Source organism: Mediterranea massiliensis (genome assembly GCF_900128475.1).
GTDB classification, from domain to species: domain Bacteria; phylum Bacteroidota; class Bacteroidia; order Bacteroidales; family Bacteroidaceae; genus Bacteroides; species Bacteroides massiliensis_E.
This window is the reverse complement of record NZ_LT635839.1, coordinates 513,700-531,000: the sequence shown is the minus strand read 5'-3', so window position 1 is coordinate 531,000 and position 17,301 is coordinate 513,700. Positions and strand designations below refer to the sequence as shown.

Here is a 17,301-nt window from a genome sequence, read left to right as displayed (position 1 = left end):
GCCTCCTCCTGCCAATTCCATTAAAATGTTCAGTCTGCAATCACCGTAAACTCGGCACCGCCGGCAAAGTCGGCTCCGTTCTGCGAGCTCAGACCCGTGAAGCGGAGGTAGCGGGCGCGTACCGGCTTGTCCAGCATCACGCGCTTCGCGTCTTTTCCCTTACTGAAGGTTCCCTTCACGGCATCGGTCCAGGTCTTGCCGTCCAGACTTGTCTGCAGGCTGTAGTCCTTGATGTTGCCGTTGGTTCCGCCGTCCTGACGGGGCAGGTAGACAAAGCCCTTGATGGTCTTCACCTCGCCGGCATCAAAGTCCACCCAATGGGGGTACTTGGCCACGGTTACGGAATACATGGTGTGCCACGTTGTGTTCGGATTGCCGTCCACCAGATGGGAGGCATCGCCTTCGCCGGTCTCTTCGCTCGAGGCGTTGACTACAGTCATGGGGATGCTCTCCAGCTTGTCGAACGTCATGCTGACGGATACGGCCTTGTTGTCCTTGTAGCAGGCCTTCACCGTACCGCCTTCGCGCAGGTCGAAGGGTTCGAGGTAGAAATATTCCTTCTTCTTGCCGTTCAGCGTATAGAGGATTTCGGCATTCTTCTTCTGCGAGCTGATGGTCACTTCACCATTGCGGCTGCGCGAGATAGACAGGGGCATCTCGCCCGACACCGACACGCGGGCCGTCTCGGTAAAGGCTGCCTGACGCACGGGGCGGATGATGAAGCTCATGCTGTGGTCGCCAGCCTTCACACGGTCTGGCTCCAGCGGGCCACCCTGACCACAACTGTTGCCACCCAAGCCGGTCACCCCCAAGTCGATGTGCAGGTGAGTACCCGTAGACTTAGGCAATTGGTATGGATGGGGAGCCAACGTCATTTCCAAAGCCGACCAGGGCAGAGCGGAAGCCGACATGCGGGTACCAGCCACAAACTCCACACCATCGCCCTTGGCATCGGTCAGGGCACACCAGCGGACGTCCTCACGGTTGCCCATGCTCTGCGGTTTGGGGAAGTTTACGAAGAGGTCTTTCACCAGACTCTGATGCTGCTCGATGAACGAACCTGTCAGACGGTCATTATAATTGTTCCACGGACCACGCCCGTACCACGTATATTGCTGAAGTTCGGCGGGGAGTTCCATCACATAACCCAAACGGGCCAACACCAGCGAGGGATCATTCGACGTGATGCTCGACTGGAGCTCTACCGAACCGTCGGGATAGACGGTCCATATCTGGTTGGTGACGAACTTGAAGTCGTTCGGACCGAAGGGACGGTCGGTCAGTTCCTTTATGGAGTTACGGCCAGAGTTATCTCCCTGGAGCACAGCGGCATTCGGTGCCTGCGACTCGACGGTGTACATCAGCTGAACCGTGTTGTCGCCCTTCCGCTTGGCGTTGACCCACGCATAGTTCAGGACTTTGTGCTTCAGGTTGTGCAGGCCTTTCTCGAACCAGCGGTCACGGGCCCAGTTGTCGTTGTCCACCGGTGCGCGGAGAGCGTCGAGCCTCGGTCCCTTGCCGTCGAGGATGACCTTGCGGCCGTTGTATTCCATACTATAGATTGTACCTTCGCGGTTGTCAAACTTCAACGTGAAGCCCTCGCCCGACACGGTGGTGAAGTCTTCGGCTTCCTCTACCGACGGACGCTCCATCGAAGCTGTCACAGACGCCAGGGCAGGCTTCTCGCCGGCGGCCTTCACGGGCAGCTGTTCTTCCATCTGCACGAAGCCCTTCTTGGCCCAAGGCATATCCTGACCCAGCAGGAACTGAACCTTCACGAAGTATTCGCTCTCGGGAGCCAGCAGGCTGTAGTCGTAGGGCAGGGTGTAAGTCACCTTCTCACGCGGACCGAGGATGTTGCGCGGACCCTTGAAGGCGGTGCTTTCCTCTATCTTCTGTCCGTCTTTCCACAGGGACCATACCATATAGACATCGGTCAGCGGCTCGAAGTAGCGCTTGTTGAAGACTTCAATCTCGCCCTTCGTCATGTCCACCGCCTTGACGCCCACGTTCTGATAGACCTTCTTCACTTCGTAGTACTGGGGCTTGGGCTGATGGCCGGGGAAGAGGATGCCGTTCATGCAGAACATGCCGCTGTTGGGCTTGTCGCCGAAGTCGCCTCCGTAGGCCAGGTAGCGGTCGCCCGTCTTGGGATCGTAGTTGTAGAGTGCCTGGTCCACCCAGTCCCAGATGGCGGCTCCGCAGAAGAAGTTGGTCGACTCGATGGCTTCCCAGTAGTCGATGAGGTTGCCCACGGCGTTGCCCATCGAGTGGGCGTATTCGGATACGTGGAAGGGGTACTTGATGTCGTACTTGCCCGTCACGGCACCGCGCATCCACGCGATGGAGGGATACTGGTTGGAGCCCATGTCCACGATGTCGTTGTTGCGCTCGTACTGAACGGGGCGCGAGGGGTCGAACTGATGGAGGGCGTTGTAGGCCGTCACGAAGTTCTTGCCCGGTCCGGCCTCGTTGCCCAGCGACCAGATGACCACGGACGGATGGTTGACGTGTGCATGCGCCAGCTCCATGACGCGGGCCACGTGGGCCGCCTCAAACTCGGGCACGTGCGACAGGGAGGCGTCGCCGTAGTAGTATTCGTGGCTTTCGATGTTGGCCTCATCCTCCAGATAGATGCCATATTTGTCGCAGAGGTAGTACCAGTGTGGATCGCAGGAGTAGTGCGAGTTGCGCACGTGATTGATGTTACCACGCTTCATCAGCATGATTTCCTCCTCCATCTGCTTCACCGTGATGGCGTTGCCTGTAGCCGGATTGATTTCCTGACGGTTCACACCTTTCAGCTTCACCGTCTTGCCATTTATATAATAGTAGCGTCCGGCCAGTCCGAACTCGTCTTCGCTGGCAGGCGTATCCTTGATTTCGACCTGGCAGAAACCCAGGGCGGTGGAGAACGTCTCCACCACGCGGCCCTTCTTGTCCTTCAGCTGGCCCACCAGCACGTAGCGGTAGGGAGCTTCGGCCGACCACTTGCGGGGACTGGGCACGGCTATTTCCGTCTCCGAACAGAGCTTGCCGCCCTTCTCCATTTCGTCCAGCTTATATGTGCCGCCTACGCCTTCTACCAACTCATTGTCATCCGAATAGAGCTTGTTGGCGTAGAGCGAATAAGTCAGCGTATATCCCTTGACCTTCTTCTTGCCCAGGTTGCGGAGGTCGGCCTCGATGCGGAGGATACCGTCCTCATAGTTGGCATCCAGGCTGGGGAAGACGCGGAAGTCGCGCACCTGCACCTGCGCCGTCGATGTCAGCGAAACGGTGCGGAAGATGCCCGGCAGGCGGAACATGTCCTGCGCCTCGAGGAAGGAGCCGTCCGAGTTGCGATAGACTTCGACGGCCACCACGTTGTCGCCCTTCCCGTTCAGATAAGGCGTGATGTCAAACGAAGCCGTATTGCGCGAGTTCTTGGAGAACCCCACGTAATGCCCGTTGATCCAGAGGTAGAAGAAAGACGAAACGCCGTCGAAGTTGATGTACACTTCGCGTCCCTCCCAACCGGCGGGGACGGTAAACGAACGGCGATAGGAACCCACCTCGTTGCGGTGCTTGTAGGTCACCCAGTCCTGGGGCGGCGTACGCATCACGCCCCCCTTCCAGTCGCCCACGGCCACCTTATGCTGGAAGATAACCGGCTGGTTGGCATAGATGGGCACTCCGTACTTCAGGCTGCCGTCCTTCTGGATGCCGGCCACGTTCCACTGCATCGGAACGGTCACGTCGTCCCAGCCGGACACATCGAACTCCGGCTTGTAGAAATCGGCCGGACGCTCGTCGGGATTGCCCACCCAATGGAACTTCCAGTCACCGTTCAGCGACTGATAATAACTGCTGTGCTCGGGCAGGACGCGCCGCGCACTTTCCACATCGGCAAAGGTAAAGAACCACGCCCGCGGCTGCTCCTTGTTCAGCGCCAGCTCTTCGGGCGACTCCCATTCCTTGCCCGTCGGTGCCTCGGCCTGGTCGTAGGCGAAACCCTTCAGTGCAGGGGTCTGGGCAAATCCGCCCCACGTTCCCAACAAGAGAAGAATAGATACTAAGATTTTTTTCATAAATCGATTCAATTAATAATGACAGGATTTTACAGGAAACAAAAATACGATTTTTTTCCTTACCATCCGCCTCTGCCCCGCAAATACTATATCAATCAGGCGATTTTCCCTATCAGAAAGCCTTCCGTCCGGACAGACACCCACCCGCCGGAGCAGACCCGCCGCAACGAAGCACGGCATGAAGGTCTGACGAAGTGCTGCGTGAGGTCCTGACGAAGCACTGCGTGAGGGTGTCACGAAGCACTGCATGAGAGGGTCACGAAGCACTGCGTCAGAAGGCCACGAAGCACTGCGTCGGCAAGGCAGGGCAGCAGCCTTCGGAAAGCAGCCACCGTGCCTCTCCAGATGCGGCATTGTTTCCCTGCGGAAAAAGCAATGTTTTGTTCCAAAGAAAGCAATGTTTTCCACGAAAAGAAGCAATGCTTTCCGCCCGTTAATTATACCGAAAAAGAGAGAAGAAGGCAGCACGCGGGAAACATCGCCGACGGAAAAGCGTTATATTTGTAACAGACTGAATGAAAACAAGAAAGGAGCAACCAGATGAAAAAGTCCATCTACACCCTTTTGCTGGCCTGCACGCTGGCCGCCACCGGCACCGCACAGGCCCAGACCGACCGGCAGGCCGAAAAGGCCCGCACCGAACAGGCCGTGCGGAAAGCCCTCGACGAGCGCCGCTATTGCATCGACGTGAATTACATGAACCCCATGCGCGGGCGGAGCCGTGCCCTGACCACACCCTACACGCTGACCGTGCGCAACGACTCCGTTCTCTCCTACCTGCCCTACGTGGGCGAAGCCTACAGCGTGCCCTACGGCGGCGGGAAGGCCCTGAACTTCAACGCCCCCATCAGCACCTACGAGATGAAGGAAGGCAAGCGGGGACGTCGGGACATCAAGTTCACCACCACGAACGACGAAGACACCTACACGTACGCCCTCACCGTCTACCCCAACGGCTCGACCAGCATCCGCGTGCAGCCCACGCGCCGCCAGTCCATCTCCTTCAGCGGAGAAATGGTGACGGAAGAGTGAACATTTTCCCCGCCAAAAGGCAGATGTACATCACCCGAAATCATATATCTGCTGATATACAGTCAGTTGCAGACAGGAGATGTACATCAGTCTTTCTTGCCTCTCCCGCCGTTTCGCCCTATCTTTGCCGCCGAAAAAAACAGAGATTGTATCACTAACCCAACGAAACGGAAATGATGAAACAAAGACTATGGACGCTGGTCCTGCCCTGCCTGCTGCTCTCTTCGTGCTGCACCGTGTTCACCTCTTCAAAGCAGACGGTGACCTTCACGGCCCCCAACGGGACAAAGATTTACGACGCGGCCACGAACCTCAAGATTGCCGAGGTGAAGCAGGACAACACCGTCACCACCAAAATCAAGAAAGAACGGGAAAGCAAACAACTGATAGCCCGCAAGGACGGCTTCCAGCCCACGCCCTTCCTGCTGGAGACGAAGTTCAACGCCAACAGCCTGTGGAACATCCTCTTCTGGCCGGGCTTTCTGGTAGACTTCGGCACAGGCCAGATGTTCCAGTGGGACAACACCCTCGTGGACATCGAACTGGAGCCTGCCGACAACGTTCAAGAACCTGCCGCACCATGAAGCAACATTTCTTTTTCATACTCTTCATCTGCGCCTGCCTGTCTCTGCCTGCCCAAGAGAGGGAGAAACGCCCGCTCTGGAAAGTGGAGCTGGCAGGCGCTCTCAACAACTACGACGCCTGGGAAGTGGAGCCATCGGTCGCATTCCTACCATTGGATTATGTAGGTATCAGCCTGGGCCTGCTGTTCACCCAACCCTATCGCGACAATCATCCCACAGGGCTGTCGCTGGACAAGCAATTCCAGTGGGCCTATACAGACAAGTATGCGCCCAGCTACCTGCTGGCCCTGCGCCCGGCCCTGCAACTGAACACACCGAAGTGGTGGGTGGGACGCGACAAGGACTATGCCCTCTTTCTCACCCTCTCACCCGGCCTCACCCTGCCCCTGCCTGCCAACCGCAGCTTCAACATCGACTATTACCCCAACAAGGAAGGCATCTGGACGGCCCTCCGACGGGAATATGTGCAGAACAAAGGAGCGCGCACCGTCTATTACCACCTGCGCGCGGCCCTCTCGCTGGAGACAGACGGCGGCCTCATCTTCTCCCTCGGCTACACCTGCTCGGACTTCGACCTCTACGGAGGCAGCCGCAACCTGACCGTCGAAGGCCGGAAACTGACACTGCCCGCCCACAAGCTGATGCACTCGGTATCGGCCGGCATCGGTTACAGGTTCTGAACTCCTACTACCCCAGCATGTACTTGCGGGGCGAACACCCCACCGCTTCCTTGAAGTATTTGCCGAAAAACGAAGGATTGGGAAAATTCAGCAAGTCGCCTACCTGCTGCACGGTGTAGCGACCGCTTTTCAACAGGGCTTTCGCCTCCAAAATGACGTAATCGCGTATCCAGTCGCCGGCCAATCGTCCGCTCGCCTTCCGTATCACCTGCGAGAGATACTTGGACGTCAGGCACAACCGCCCTGCGTAGTAGGTCACGCTGCGCTGCTCGCGGTAATGGGCCTGCACCAGCTCCAGGAAAGACTCGAACAGTTCGCGCTGGCAGCTTTCCACCCGCTCCGGCTGCTGGTGGCGATGATGTTCCATCCACTGGCAACCGTTGTAGAAAAGCACCTGCAGATAACCGCTCAGCACCCCATACTTGAATGCAAAATCGGGCTGGGCCAGCTTCTTCCACATCTGCCGGTAGAGCAGGAGGCACTCCTCCATCTCTCCAGGCGAAATGTGCATCAGCGACGTCGAAGTAAAGAAACGACGGAAAGCCATGCTCTGTGCAGACTGGTAGTCGCCGACAAAGCGTGTCCCCGCAAATCCCATCACAGCCATCTCGGCACAGTTGTCCACCTCCAGGCACTCACCGATGGAGCCAGGCAGCACCACCAGCACGTCGTTTTCCACAAGCCGGTACTCCTGCAGGTTCAACCTGACGCGCATATTGCCGCGGCGACAGAACATGACCAGTGTAAACGTCACCCTGAACGGATGGGTGGGAGCCACGAAGTGGGACAGCGAATCGGTGTCAATGCCACTTCCCAAGTTATCGGTCAGCAGCAGTTCGTCTTCAAACACCAGCGTATGGCCGGTGGAGGAAAGCATCGGCAGATGCAGTTCCCTGAATGCGGAATCTTCGGTCGTCACCATCATTGTATCTGTTTTTCTTTTTTCTTTCACTTAAACAATGGAACAAATATAACGGTTTGGAACAGAAATCAGACAAAAAGCACCTTCTTTCCCTCTAAAATTCATCCTTTAGGACATTTTATTGGCCGATAAGGTCGCAGGTGGCAGGACAAAAACACGGAACTTTGCCGACAAACCATAAAATGACACCGAAATGAGAAGATTCTTGCTACTACCGGCCCTCCTTTGCCTGGCAGGCGGATGTGCCGACAAGCCGGGCGCCACATTCACACGCAGCGTCGTACTGACCCATCCCGTCCGCATCGGGACAGAAGAAGTGAAACACTTCTCGGGCGTCGTACAGGAAAACCACAACATCAGCCTGGGCTTCAAGACCGCCGGCCAGCTCGAAGAAATCCTCATAAAGGAAGGCGATCCCGTGAAACGCGGACAGCTCATCGCCCGACTGGACGACACCGACTACCGTCTGGCCGTGGAAGCGCTGGAGATACAGTGCAGGCAGCTGGAAGACGAAGTGGAGCGTACCCGCGTGCTGTATGCCGCCAAGAGCGTGTCGGCCAACGATTATGAGAAAGCCGTGGCCGGCCTGCAACAACTGAAGGTACAACTCCAGGCCAACCGCAACAAGCTGGCTTACACCTCCCTCTACGCGCCGACCGACGGTCGTGTGCAGAGCGTCAACTTCGCTCCGGCCGAAATGGTGGACGCCGGTACGCCGGTCATCAACCTGCTCGACGTACACCGACTGGAAGTGGAAGTCGAACTGCCGGCCGAAGTCTATCTGCAACGCACCCGCTTCCATTCCATCAGCTGCCGCCCGCCCTTCGGTGACACCGACAGCCTGCCCATGCAGCTGGCCAGCATTGCGCCGAAGGCCAACGGCAACCAGCTCTACCGCGTGCGGCTTGCCTTCCAGCACGTCCCCGACGCACGCCTCAGCGCAGGCATGAACATCGGCGTGACCTTCCGCATTGCGGGCAGCGACACGACCTCCGCCGCCTTCGCCCTGCCCCTCCATTCCCTGGTCCAGCACGAAGGAAACACCTGCGTATGGGTCTGGCAGCCCGACTCCACCGTCAGTCGGCGCCAGGTGACATGCAGCGGTCTGAACCCGAGCGGTGACGCCGTCATCACCTCCGGCCTGACCGGCAACGAACAGGTGGTAAAGGCCGGAGCCAACTCCCTGCAGGAAGGCGAGAAGGTGCAGGTGGCCGAACAGGAAAGTGAAACCAACATAGGAGGGCTTATCTGATGAAACTGACCGTTTCCTTTGTCAAGCACCCCACCCTGTTCTGGTCGCTCATGGCGGGCATCCTGATTGCAGGCGTACTGGCCTTCATGCAGATGCCGAAGCTGGAAGACCCTGCCGTGGCAGCCAAGCAGGCCATGGTCATCGTCCCCTATCCGGGAGCCAGCGCACACGAAGCGGAACTGAAAGTGGCACAAGTGATGGAGGACGAACTGCGCGCCCTGCCCAATGTGAAGAAGGTGAAGTCGGAATGCCAGAACGGCATGGTCAGCCTGACGGTGGAGTTCCAGATGACCGTCCTGCTGAAAGACCTGGAGCAGCACTTCGACCTGCTGCGACGCAAGGTGAGCGACGCTCGCTCCAAGCTGCCGCAAGACTGCTACGACCCCATCGTGGTGGACGACATGATGGATGTCTACGGTATCTTCTATGCCTTCACGGGTGACGGATACACCTATCCCGAGCTTTATAAATACGCCAAACTGATCCGGCGCGAACTGCTGGCCGTCAAGGGAGTGAAACGCATCCTCATCGCCGGCAACCGCGATGAAGTCATCAACATCACCCTCTCCAAGGACAAGATTGCACGCAACGGCATCCTGCCCACCCAAATCATGGCCAGCCTGCAAAGTGCCGGCAAGACGGTCAACGCAGGAAGCAGCCTGAACGGAAACGACCGGCTGCAACTGCGTGTAGGCGGTGCCATAACCGACGAAGCCGACATCCGCAACCTGCTCATTAGCACCCCGCAGGGCCAACAGATCAGACTGGAAGACGTGGCCCGCATCGAACGTACCTACTCCGAACCCCAGCGCAACGGCTTCTTCGTCGACGGCAAGCCTGCCCTGGCCCTCTGCCTGACCATGGAGGCGGATGCCATTGTGCCCGATGTAGGCAAAGCCGTAGACCGGCGGCTGGCAGAAGTCATGGCGCAGATTCCCGTCGGCATGCAGACGGAAAAGATTTTCTTCCAGCCCGACAAGGTGAACGAGGCCATCCGTTCGTTCATGGTCAATCTAGTGGAATCGGTAGCCATCGTCATCCTGATACTGATCTTCACCATGGGGTTCCGCAGCGGAGTCATCATCGGGTTCGGATTGGTACTGACCATCGCCGTGTCGTTCCCCATCCTGCTGATGTGTGGCACCACCCTGCAACGCATCTCCCTGGGAGCCTTCATCGTGGCCATGGGTATGCTGGTGGACAATGCCATCGTCATCATGGACGGCATCCTGACCGACAAGAAGCGAGGTCTGGGTCCCAAGACCTACCTGTTCCGCATCGGGCGGAATACGGCCCTACCCCTGCTGGGCGCCACTGTGATTGCCGTTTCCACGTTCCTCTGCATCTATCTTTCGCCCGACTCGGCAGGCGAATACGCCGGCGACCTGTTCCTGGTGCTCTGCGTCAGCCTGCTGGCCAGCTGGGTACTGGCCCTGACACAAGTCCCCATGTGTGCCAAGTCGTGGTTGCCTGCCCGCTGGAAGGAGGGCAGCGGCGCACAGGCAGTGTACAACTCACCTGTCCACCGGCTGGTACGCCGCCTCATCGGTCTGCTGACCGGGCACCAGAAAGCCACCCTGGCTGTAGCCGCCACCCTGCTGGCCCTGTGCATCTACGGCATGACGCGGGTCAAGAACCTGTTCTTCCCCGACTTCGACTACAAGCAGTTCATCGTAGAATGCTACCTGCCGCCGCAGACCGACCCCGACCACGTGCGCCACGAACTGCTGGAAATGTCGGCACTGCTCCGGCAGAACCCGGCCATCGAACGGGTGGCTGCCAGCATGGGAAGCGCACCGGCTCACTATTGCCTGGTACGCCCCATGAGTTCGGGGGGCGACTGCTACGGCGAACTGATGGTGGACTGCAAAGACTATGCGACAGTCGTCGAGCAGATACCGGCCGTCAGGAAGATGCTGCGCGAGCGCTATCCCGACACCTACATCCGCATCCGCAAGTACAACTTCTCCATATCGACCTCGCACACGGTGGAAGTGGAATTCACTGGCCCCGACCCCGCCGTCCTGCGCCGGTTGAGTCAGCAGGCGGAAGACATCATGCGCCGTTGTCCCTACGTGGACCCCTACTCGGTGGAAAACAACTGGAAACCCCGTAGCAAGGCCCTCGTGGCCGAATACGTTCGCGAAGACGCCCTGCGCTCGGGCATCGAACGGAGCGACGTGGCCAATGCCCTGCTGGCTGCCACCGACGGCATGCCCGTGGGAATTCTGACCGACCAGGACCGCATCGTCCTCATCAACCTGATGGTGCGTAACGCCGACGGCAGCCGCATCACCGACCTCCACAATATCCCCGTATGGAGCATGCTGAACCTGCGCATGACCGATGAAGACCTGCAGGCCGTCATGACAGGCAGTAAAGGCATGGACGACATACAGGACAACCTGTTCCGCAGCGTTCCCCTGGGCAACGTGGCCCGTGACATCCGGCTGGACTGGGAGGAGAACTTTGTGTACCGCATCAACGGCCAGCGTGCCATCGAAGCGGAATGCGACCCCAACGCCGCCCTTTACGACGCTACGCCCGCCAAAGTAGTCGCCTCCATCCAGCAGGAGATAGAAGCCATCCCCCTGCCTGCCGGCTACCACATGCGCTGGGTAGGCGAAGGCGAAGTGCAGGGCGAAGCCATCGGCAACCTGATGAAATACCTGCCACTGACCCTCTTCATCATCCTGGCCATCCTGCTCCTGCTCTTCAACAGCTGGAAGAAGGTGGTCCTCATCCTGCTGTGCTTTCCCTTCGTATTCTGCGGCATCACGCCCGCCCTGCTCCTGTTCCGCCAGCCGTTCACGTTCATGGCCATCATCGGCATGATGGGCCTCATCGGCATGATGGTGAAGAATGCCATCGTACTGGTGGACGAAATCAACCGCCTGCAGACCCAGGAACACCTCCCGCCCTATCAGGCTGTGGTCGACGCCACCGTGTCGCGCGTCCGGCCCGTCTTGATGGCTTCGCTCACCACCATTGTAGGTATGATCCCGCTGGTGGGCGACCCCATGTACGGCTCCATGGCCATCACCATCATGGGCGGACTGACGGTGGGCACGCTCATCACGCTGGTCCTCCTGCCCGTCTTCTACACCCTCCTGTTCAAGGTGAGAAAGACGGAAAACCCGACACTCACATCCCTCAATCCTAAATCGCATTCCAACAGATGAAGAAACATTTACTTCTAATCGCCGCAGCCGTCTGCTGCAACGCAGTACCGGCTCAGGATACCCTCCGGCTGACACAGGCCGAATGCCGGCAGCTGGCCCTGCTGCATAACGAAGAACTGCAGAAGGCCACCAACGCCCTGCAACAGGCCCGACTGGACAAAGACATCGCCTTCAGCGCCTATCTGCCCAAAGTGGACGGTATGCTGTCTGGCACCTATATGTTCCCCGACATGAACCTGACGGGAATGGAACTGCAAATGCGCGGCATGTACACGGCCGGCATCAGCGTAACGCAACCTCTGTATGCCGGAGGAAAAATCATGGCAGGCAATAAGCTGGCCCGAATCGGCCGGGAAAGTGTTGCCGAAACACTGCGCAAGACCCGTATGAAAGTCATCGCGGAGGCCGACCAAGCATACTGGAACTACATTGCCGTGGGCTGCAAGGTGCGTATGCTGGAAGCCTACCGCACCCAGATGGATACCCTGTACAGCCAGACCCGTACGGCCCTGGCTACTGGCATGGCAACAGACAATCAACTGCTGCGCATTGGCACCAAACGCAGCGAGATAGATTACCAGTTGCAGAAGGTACGCCACGGAGCCGACCTCTGCCGTCTGTCGCTCTGCCACGTGCTGGGCAAGCCGTTCGACACTCCGATAGAGCCTGCCGATACCCTCGGGCAGGCCGTTCCGCCGGGGCAGCTCGACGAGAGCATCGCCTTCCGGCCCGAACTGCAGTTGCTCCGCCATCAGGTAGCCGCCCGCGAACAGCAGGTGAAGTCGGCACGCGGCGACATCCTGCCCCAGATCGGTCTGTCGGCTGGATACGCCTACTACGGCAACGTGAAAATCAACGCCATGACAACCGACGCACTGGGCAACTACGTGCCCTACACCCAAAAACTGGACGACGGCATCGGGCTGGTGATGGCATCGGTCAGCATCCCGCTGTTCCACTGGGGCGAGGGACTGAAAAAGGTCAAGAAGGCACGGCTGGACCTGCAGAACGCACAGCTTGACCTGCAACGCAACACCCGATTGCTAAGCATCGAGGTGCGCCAGGCCATCCAAAACCTGACCGACGGCTACAATCTGGTACAGACAGCCGAACTGGCCTGCCTGCAGGCCCGGGAGAACCTGCGGACCATGCGCAACCGTTACACGAACGGCCTCAGCCCCCTGACAGACCTGCTCGACGCCCAGTCTCAATGGCAGCAGGCCGAAAGCAACCGCATCGAAGCCCTGGCACAATACAAGATTTACGAGACAGACTACCTGCGCTGCACCGGACGGCTCGATGCCGACTGAGCGTACAGGGACACTGACGACAGGGAAAATGCTGCTTCAGCGACATTTTCCCTGCAAATCATTGCAAAGTGTCCAAGTTTATCTTACATTTGCGAACAACAAACGTTGGAATCATTACCATGTAAAACGAAAAACATTCAGACTATGGACACAAGTAAGATTGTGGGCGAGAAAATCAAGTCGCTCCGCGAAAACAAAAACATCAGCCGTGAAGAACTGGCCGAACGTTCGGGACTGGCCATCGAACAAGTGGAACGCATCGAAAACAACATCGACCTGCCTTCGCTGGCACCGCTCATCAAGATAGCCCGTGTGCTGGGCGTACGCCTGGGAACCTTCCTCGACGACCAGGACGAAACGGGGCCTGCCATCTGCCGCAAGTCGGAAGCTACGGACAGCATCAGTTTCTCGAACAACGCCATCCAGAGCCGCAAGCACATGGAATACCATTCCCTGTCCAAAGCCAAAGCCGACCGCCACATGGAGCCGTTCATCATCGACGTAGCCCCCACGGACGACAACGAGTTCGTCCTCTCCTCTCATGAAGGCGAAGAATTTATCTTCGTTCTGGAAGGTATCATGGAAATCTGCTACGGCAAGCACACGTACCTGCTCGAGGAGGGCGACAGCATCTACTATGACTCCATCGTGCCCCATCACGTACATGCCTACCAGGGACAGGCCGCCAAGATACTGGCCGTCATCTATACACCGGTGTAAAAAGTCGCGATAAACGGTAAACAACATGCTATACGAACGTACTCTCGGCCAGTGGCTGGAACACTGGGCCGAAACGACCCCCGGCCGGGAATACATTGTCTACTCCGACCGCAACCTGCGCTTCACCTGGAGTCAGTTCAACCGCCGTGTGGACCACATGGCCAAGGGACTCATCGCCATCGGCGTGGAGCGCGGCACCCACGTGGGCATCTGGGCCGCCAACGTGCCCGACTGGCTCACCCTGCTCTATGCCTGCGCCAAGATAGGTGCCGTCTATGTCACTGTCAACACCAATTACAAGCAGGCCGAACTGGAATACCTCTGCCAGAATTCCGACATGCACACCCTCTGTATCGTCAACGGTGAGAAGGACAGCGACTTTGTGCAGATGACCTACCAGATGTTGCCCGAACTGCGCACCTGCCAGCGCGGACACCTCCAAAGCGAACGTTTCCCCTGCATGAAAAACGTCGTCTACGTGGGGCAGGAGAAGCACCGCGGCATGTACAATACCGCTGAAATCCTCCTGCTGGGCGACAACGTGGATGACAGCCGTCTGGACGAACTGAAGTCGCAAGTCACCTGCCACGACGTGGTGAACATGCAGTACACCAGCGGTACCACCGGCTTCCCCAAGGGTGTCATGCTGACCCACTACAACATCGCCAACAACGGCTTCCTCACCGGCGAACACATGAAGTTCACGCAGGACGACAAGCTCTGCGTCTGCGTTCCCCTGTTCCACTGCTTTGGCGTGGTACTGGCCACAATGAACTGCCTCACTCACGGCTGCACGGAAGTGATGGTAGAGCGCTTCGACCCGCTCGTCGTGCTGGCCTCTGTCCACAAGGAACGTTGCACGGCCCTCTATGGCGTGCCCACCATGTTCATCGCCGAGCTGCACCACCCCATGTTCGACCTCTTTGACATGTCCAGCCTGCGCACAGGCATCATGGCCGGTTCGCTCTGCCCCGTGGAGTTGATGAAGCAGGTAGAAGAGAAGATGTACATGAAGGTGACCAGCGTCTACGGCCTCACCGAGACCTCACCGGGCATGACAGCCACCCGCATCGACGACCCCTTCGAAGTACGCTGCCACACCGTGGGCCGCGACTTCGAGCACACCGAAGTGCGCGTCATCGACCCCGAGACGGGGCTGGAATGTCCCGTCGGTGTACAGGGCGAGATGTGCAACCGCGGCTACAACACCATGAAGGGTTACTACAAGAATCCCGAGGCCACAGCCGAAGTCATCGACAAGGACGGCTTCCTCCACTCCGGCGACCTGGGCGTAAAGGACGAACAGGGCAATTACCGCATCACCGGCCGCATCAAGGACATGATTATCCGCGGCGGCGAGAACATCTACCCGCGCGAAATCGAGGAATTCCTCTACCAGCTGCCGGGTGTGAAGGACGTGCAGGTGGCCGGCATTCCCTCGAAGAAGTACGGCGAAGCCGTGGGCGCCTTCATCATCCTGCACGAAGGTGTGGACCTGCATGAGAGCGACGTGCGCGACTTCTGTATGGGCAAGATTTCGCGCTACAAGATTCCCAAATACGTCTTCTTCGTCAAAGAATTCCCCATGACAGGCAGCGGAAAGATACAGAAATTCAAGCTGAAAGATCTGGGCTTGCAGCTGTGCAAGGAACAGGGTATCGAGATAATCTGAAGCTCTATTGTCTGCTCAAGACGGCAAACGAAACCTGTCAGGAGGGTATGTCAAAGCCTAACGGCCTTTCGACATGCCCTCCTATGTTTACCTCCCCGAACCGACCGCCGTCAACCGGCTACCAGACCGCCGTCCACCAGATAATGACCGCCCGTACAGAAGCTGGAAGCATCGGAAGCCAGGAAATATACCAGTTCAGCCACTTCCTCGGGACGTCCAGCCGAACCCCGGGCATAGAGTGCATTCTCCTTGCGCCAATAATCATCTATCGTGCAGTTGTTCACAGCGGCAAACTTCTCGAACAGATTGTCGACCAGCGGCGTATGGATGGTACCAGCACAGACAGCGTTGACACGGACATTCTTCGGCCCGAGGTCAATCGAAAGACTACGGGTTATCTGCCCCAATGCCCCCTTCGTCATGCCATAGGCAAAGCTGTATGGCTTGCCAACAAACCACTGGTCGGAAACGTTGATGACCACCGAACCGCCTCCGGCGGCTATAATGTGTGGAATAGCTTCACGCAACGTGTTCACCGTACCATAGATGTTGGTCTGAATCATGAGGTCCAGTTCTTCGTCAGCGATGTCGAGTAAGGTATTGGCACGATGTATGCCGGCATTGGCAAACACACTGTCCAGCTTCCCGAACTGGGCCATGGTATTTTCCACTGCCTTATGAATGTCAGCACGCACACGGGTATTCCCTTCCGTAAAGAGAAGCCGGTCGGGGCAGTTCAGTTCGGCCGCCAGCCCGGACGCCGCCTCCGTATTGATATCCATAAAACCCACATTCCAACCTTGTGCTACAAATTTTCTAACTGAAGCTGCACCTATACCTGTGGAGCCTCCTGTAATAAATATTGTTTTTCCCATAATCTATAATTTATAATTGATTCTTCGGATAACCGTTCTGCTTATTTGTACAAAAAGCAAAATTAGAAAAATAAAAATAATCACCATAGATTTCCTTCATTTTTTACAATGGAAAGACTTTCCGAGGAACATCGGATGCAGAAAACCTATAGGTCGTCGGGCCGGAGAAAAGGCAAAAGGGACGTACACGTTCCCCAAGATGAATTGGAATACAAACGGGTAAAGAAAAAGTTCAAAGGTTGTCAAGACAATGAAACTACCGGTTTCATCGCATGAAACCATCTTAAGGATTTAAGGAACAAATAAACAGTATTGAAAACAAGTTCTTGTAGAAACCTTTGTTTTCTTGCATCGCACTGAAAAAACGGGCACGGACAATTCGGCCGCCACGGCAGGACAAACCTCCGTGAACGGCTGAACCGTCCGTGCCCGAAAAGCACGATACCGGCAGGAATGCTTGTGTCACTCCGCCTTCTCAGGATAGCGCATGTTGGCCTCGGTCATCTGCTCGAGCACTTCGTGCAGATACTTGGCCGACTCCCACCGGGCCATGGGCAGGTCGTGGAGCAGGTAGTTGCCGCAGTCCTGCGGGGCGGCGCCGGGCACTTCGCCCTCGTAGTAGGCAATAAAACGGAACGTATCCTGCATCAGCGGCAGGATGTCTTCAGGCTGCAGGTCGCCGCGCATCAGCAGGTAGTTGCCCGTGAGGCAGCCCATGGGGCCCCAGTAGATGATGCGGTCCTGCCACTGCGGATTGTTGCGCAGATAGGTGGCGGCCAGGTGTTCGATGGTGTGCAGCGCGCCCTGTCCGAGGGCGGGCTCGCGGTTGGGTTCCTTCATACGGATGTCGAAAGTGGTGATCACTTCACCGTTCACCTCGTCCTTGCGCGACACGTAGATGCCGCGCAGCAGGCAGATGTGGTCGATGGTAAAACTGGGAATTTTCTTCATATCATTTGCATTTTAGTTGACGAATTGATAGGACAAGTTGACAAGGTGTGA

Annotated in this window: 13 protein-coding genes; 8 read left to right on the top strand and 5 right to left on the bottom strand. The window is 57.5% G+C overall.

Annotated elements, in window-relative coordinates:
• Nucleotides 1–29 precede the first annotated feature (29 nt).
• On the bottom strand, nt 30–4,070 hold the full coding sequence (locus tag BQ7483_RS15710; protein WP_072546533.1) for a glycoside hydrolase family 2 TIM barrel-domain containing protein: 4,041 nt from the start codon (nt 4,068–4,070) through the stop codon (nt 30–32).
• A 233-nt stretch (nt 4,071–4,303) separates the two neighbouring features.
• Nucleotides 4,304–4,459, bottom strand: a complete 156-nt coding sequence (locus BQ7483_RS17780) for a hypothetical protein (protein WP_154673576.1) — start codon at nt 4,457–4,459, stop codon at nt 4,304–4,306.
• A gap of 151 nt (nt 4,460–4,610) precedes the next feature.
• Here BQ7483_RS17780 and BQ7483_RS15705 point away from each other — a divergent pair, with 151 nt between their 5' ends.
• From BQ7483_RS15705 to BQ7483_RS15695, 3 genes are all read left to right on the top strand, one after another.
• A complete protein-coding gene (locus tag BQ7483_RS15705; protein ID WP_022020219.1) occupies nt 4,611–5,102 on the top strand; it encodes a DUF4251 domain-containing protein in 492 nt (163 codons plus the stop codon).
• 173 nt (nt 5,103–5,275) lie between these two features.
• A complete protein-coding gene (locus tag BQ7483_RS15700) occupies nt 5,276–5,686 on the top strand; it encodes a hypothetical protein (protein WP_022020218.1) in 411 nt (136 codons plus the stop codon).
• Complete coding sequence (locus BQ7483_RS15695) at nt 5,683–6,366, top strand: hypothetical protein (RefSeq protein ID WP_022020217.1); 684 nt, start codon at nt 5,683–5,685, stop codon at nt 6,364–6,366. The genes BQ7483_RS15700 and BQ7483_RS15695 overlap by 4 nt, the downstream gene beginning before the upstream one ends.
• 7 nt (nt 6,367–6,373) lie before the next feature.
• Here the strand turns inward: BQ7483_RS15695 and BQ7483_RS15690 are convergent, their stop codons facing one another.
• A complete protein-coding gene (locus tag BQ7483_RS15690; RefSeq protein ID WP_072546532.1) occupies nt 6,374–7,291 on the bottom strand; it encodes a helix-turn-helix domain-containing protein in 918 nt (305 codons plus the stop codon).
• A gap of 190 nt (nt 7,292–7,481) precedes the next feature.
• Here BQ7483_RS15690 and BQ7483_RS15685 point away from each other — a divergent pair, with 190 nt between their 5' ends.
• The 5 genes from BQ7483_RS15685 to BQ7483_RS15665 all read left to right on the top strand — a co-directional run bounded on the left by BQ7483_RS15685 (nt 7,482) and on the right by BQ7483_RS15665 (nt 15,424).
• The gene (locus BQ7483_RS15685) at nt 7,482–8,540 is read left to right on the top strand and encodes an efflux RND transporter periplasmic adaptor subunit (RefSeq protein WP_083535765.1); all 1,059 of its coding nucleotides are present in this window, start codon (nt 7,482–7,484) and stop codon (nt 8,538–8,540) included.
• On the top strand, nt 8,540–11,722 hold the full coding sequence (locus tag BQ7483_RS15680) for an efflux RND transporter permease subunit (RefSeq protein WP_072546531.1): 3,183 nt from the start codon (nt 8,540–8,542) through the stop codon (nt 11,720–11,722). Before BQ7483_RS15685 ends, BQ7483_RS15680 begins: the two co-directional genes overlap by 1 nt.
• Nucleotides 11,719–13,032 (top strand): TolC family protein, encoded by a 1,314-nt coding sequence (locus BQ7483_RS15675; RefSeq protein WP_072546530.1) that lies wholly within the window; start codon nt 11,719–11,721, stop codon nt 13,030–13,032. Before BQ7483_RS15680 ends, BQ7483_RS15675 begins: the two co-directional genes overlap by 4 nt.
• Before the next feature lie 144 nt (nt 13,033–13,176).
• Nucleotides 13,177–13,752, top strand: a complete 576-nt coding sequence (locus tag BQ7483_RS15670; protein WP_072546529.1) for a helix-turn-helix domain-containing protein — start codon at nt 13,177–13,179, stop codon at nt 13,750–13,752.
• Nucleotides 13,753–13,777: 25 nt separating this feature from the next.
• Nucleotides 13,778–15,424: an AMP-binding protein gene (locus tag BQ7483_RS15665; RefSeq protein ID WP_072546528.1), complete on the top strand. Its 1,647-nt coding sequence runs from the start codon at nt 13,778–13,780 to the stop codon at nt 15,422–15,424.
• 110 nt (nt 15,425–15,534) lie between these two features.
• On the opposite strand, the gene BQ7483_RS15660 is transcribed toward BQ7483_RS15665, so the two are convergent.
• Together BQ7483_RS15660 and BQ7483_RS15655 are read right to left on the bottom strand one after the other, a co-directional pair.
• Entirely contained in the window at nt 15,535–16,299 is a 765-nt protein-coding gene (locus BQ7483_RS15660) for an SDR family NAD(P)-dependent oxidoreductase (protein WP_022020210.1), read from the bottom strand.
• A gap of 462 nt (nt 16,300–16,761) precedes the next feature.
• Nucleotides 16,762–17,250 (bottom strand): S-ribosylhomocysteine lyase, encoded by a 489-nt coding sequence (locus BQ7483_RS15655; protein ID WP_022020209.1) that lies wholly within the window; start codon nt 17,248–17,250, stop codon nt 16,762–16,764.
• Between the last annotated feature and the right edge of the window lie 51 nt (nt 17,251–17,301).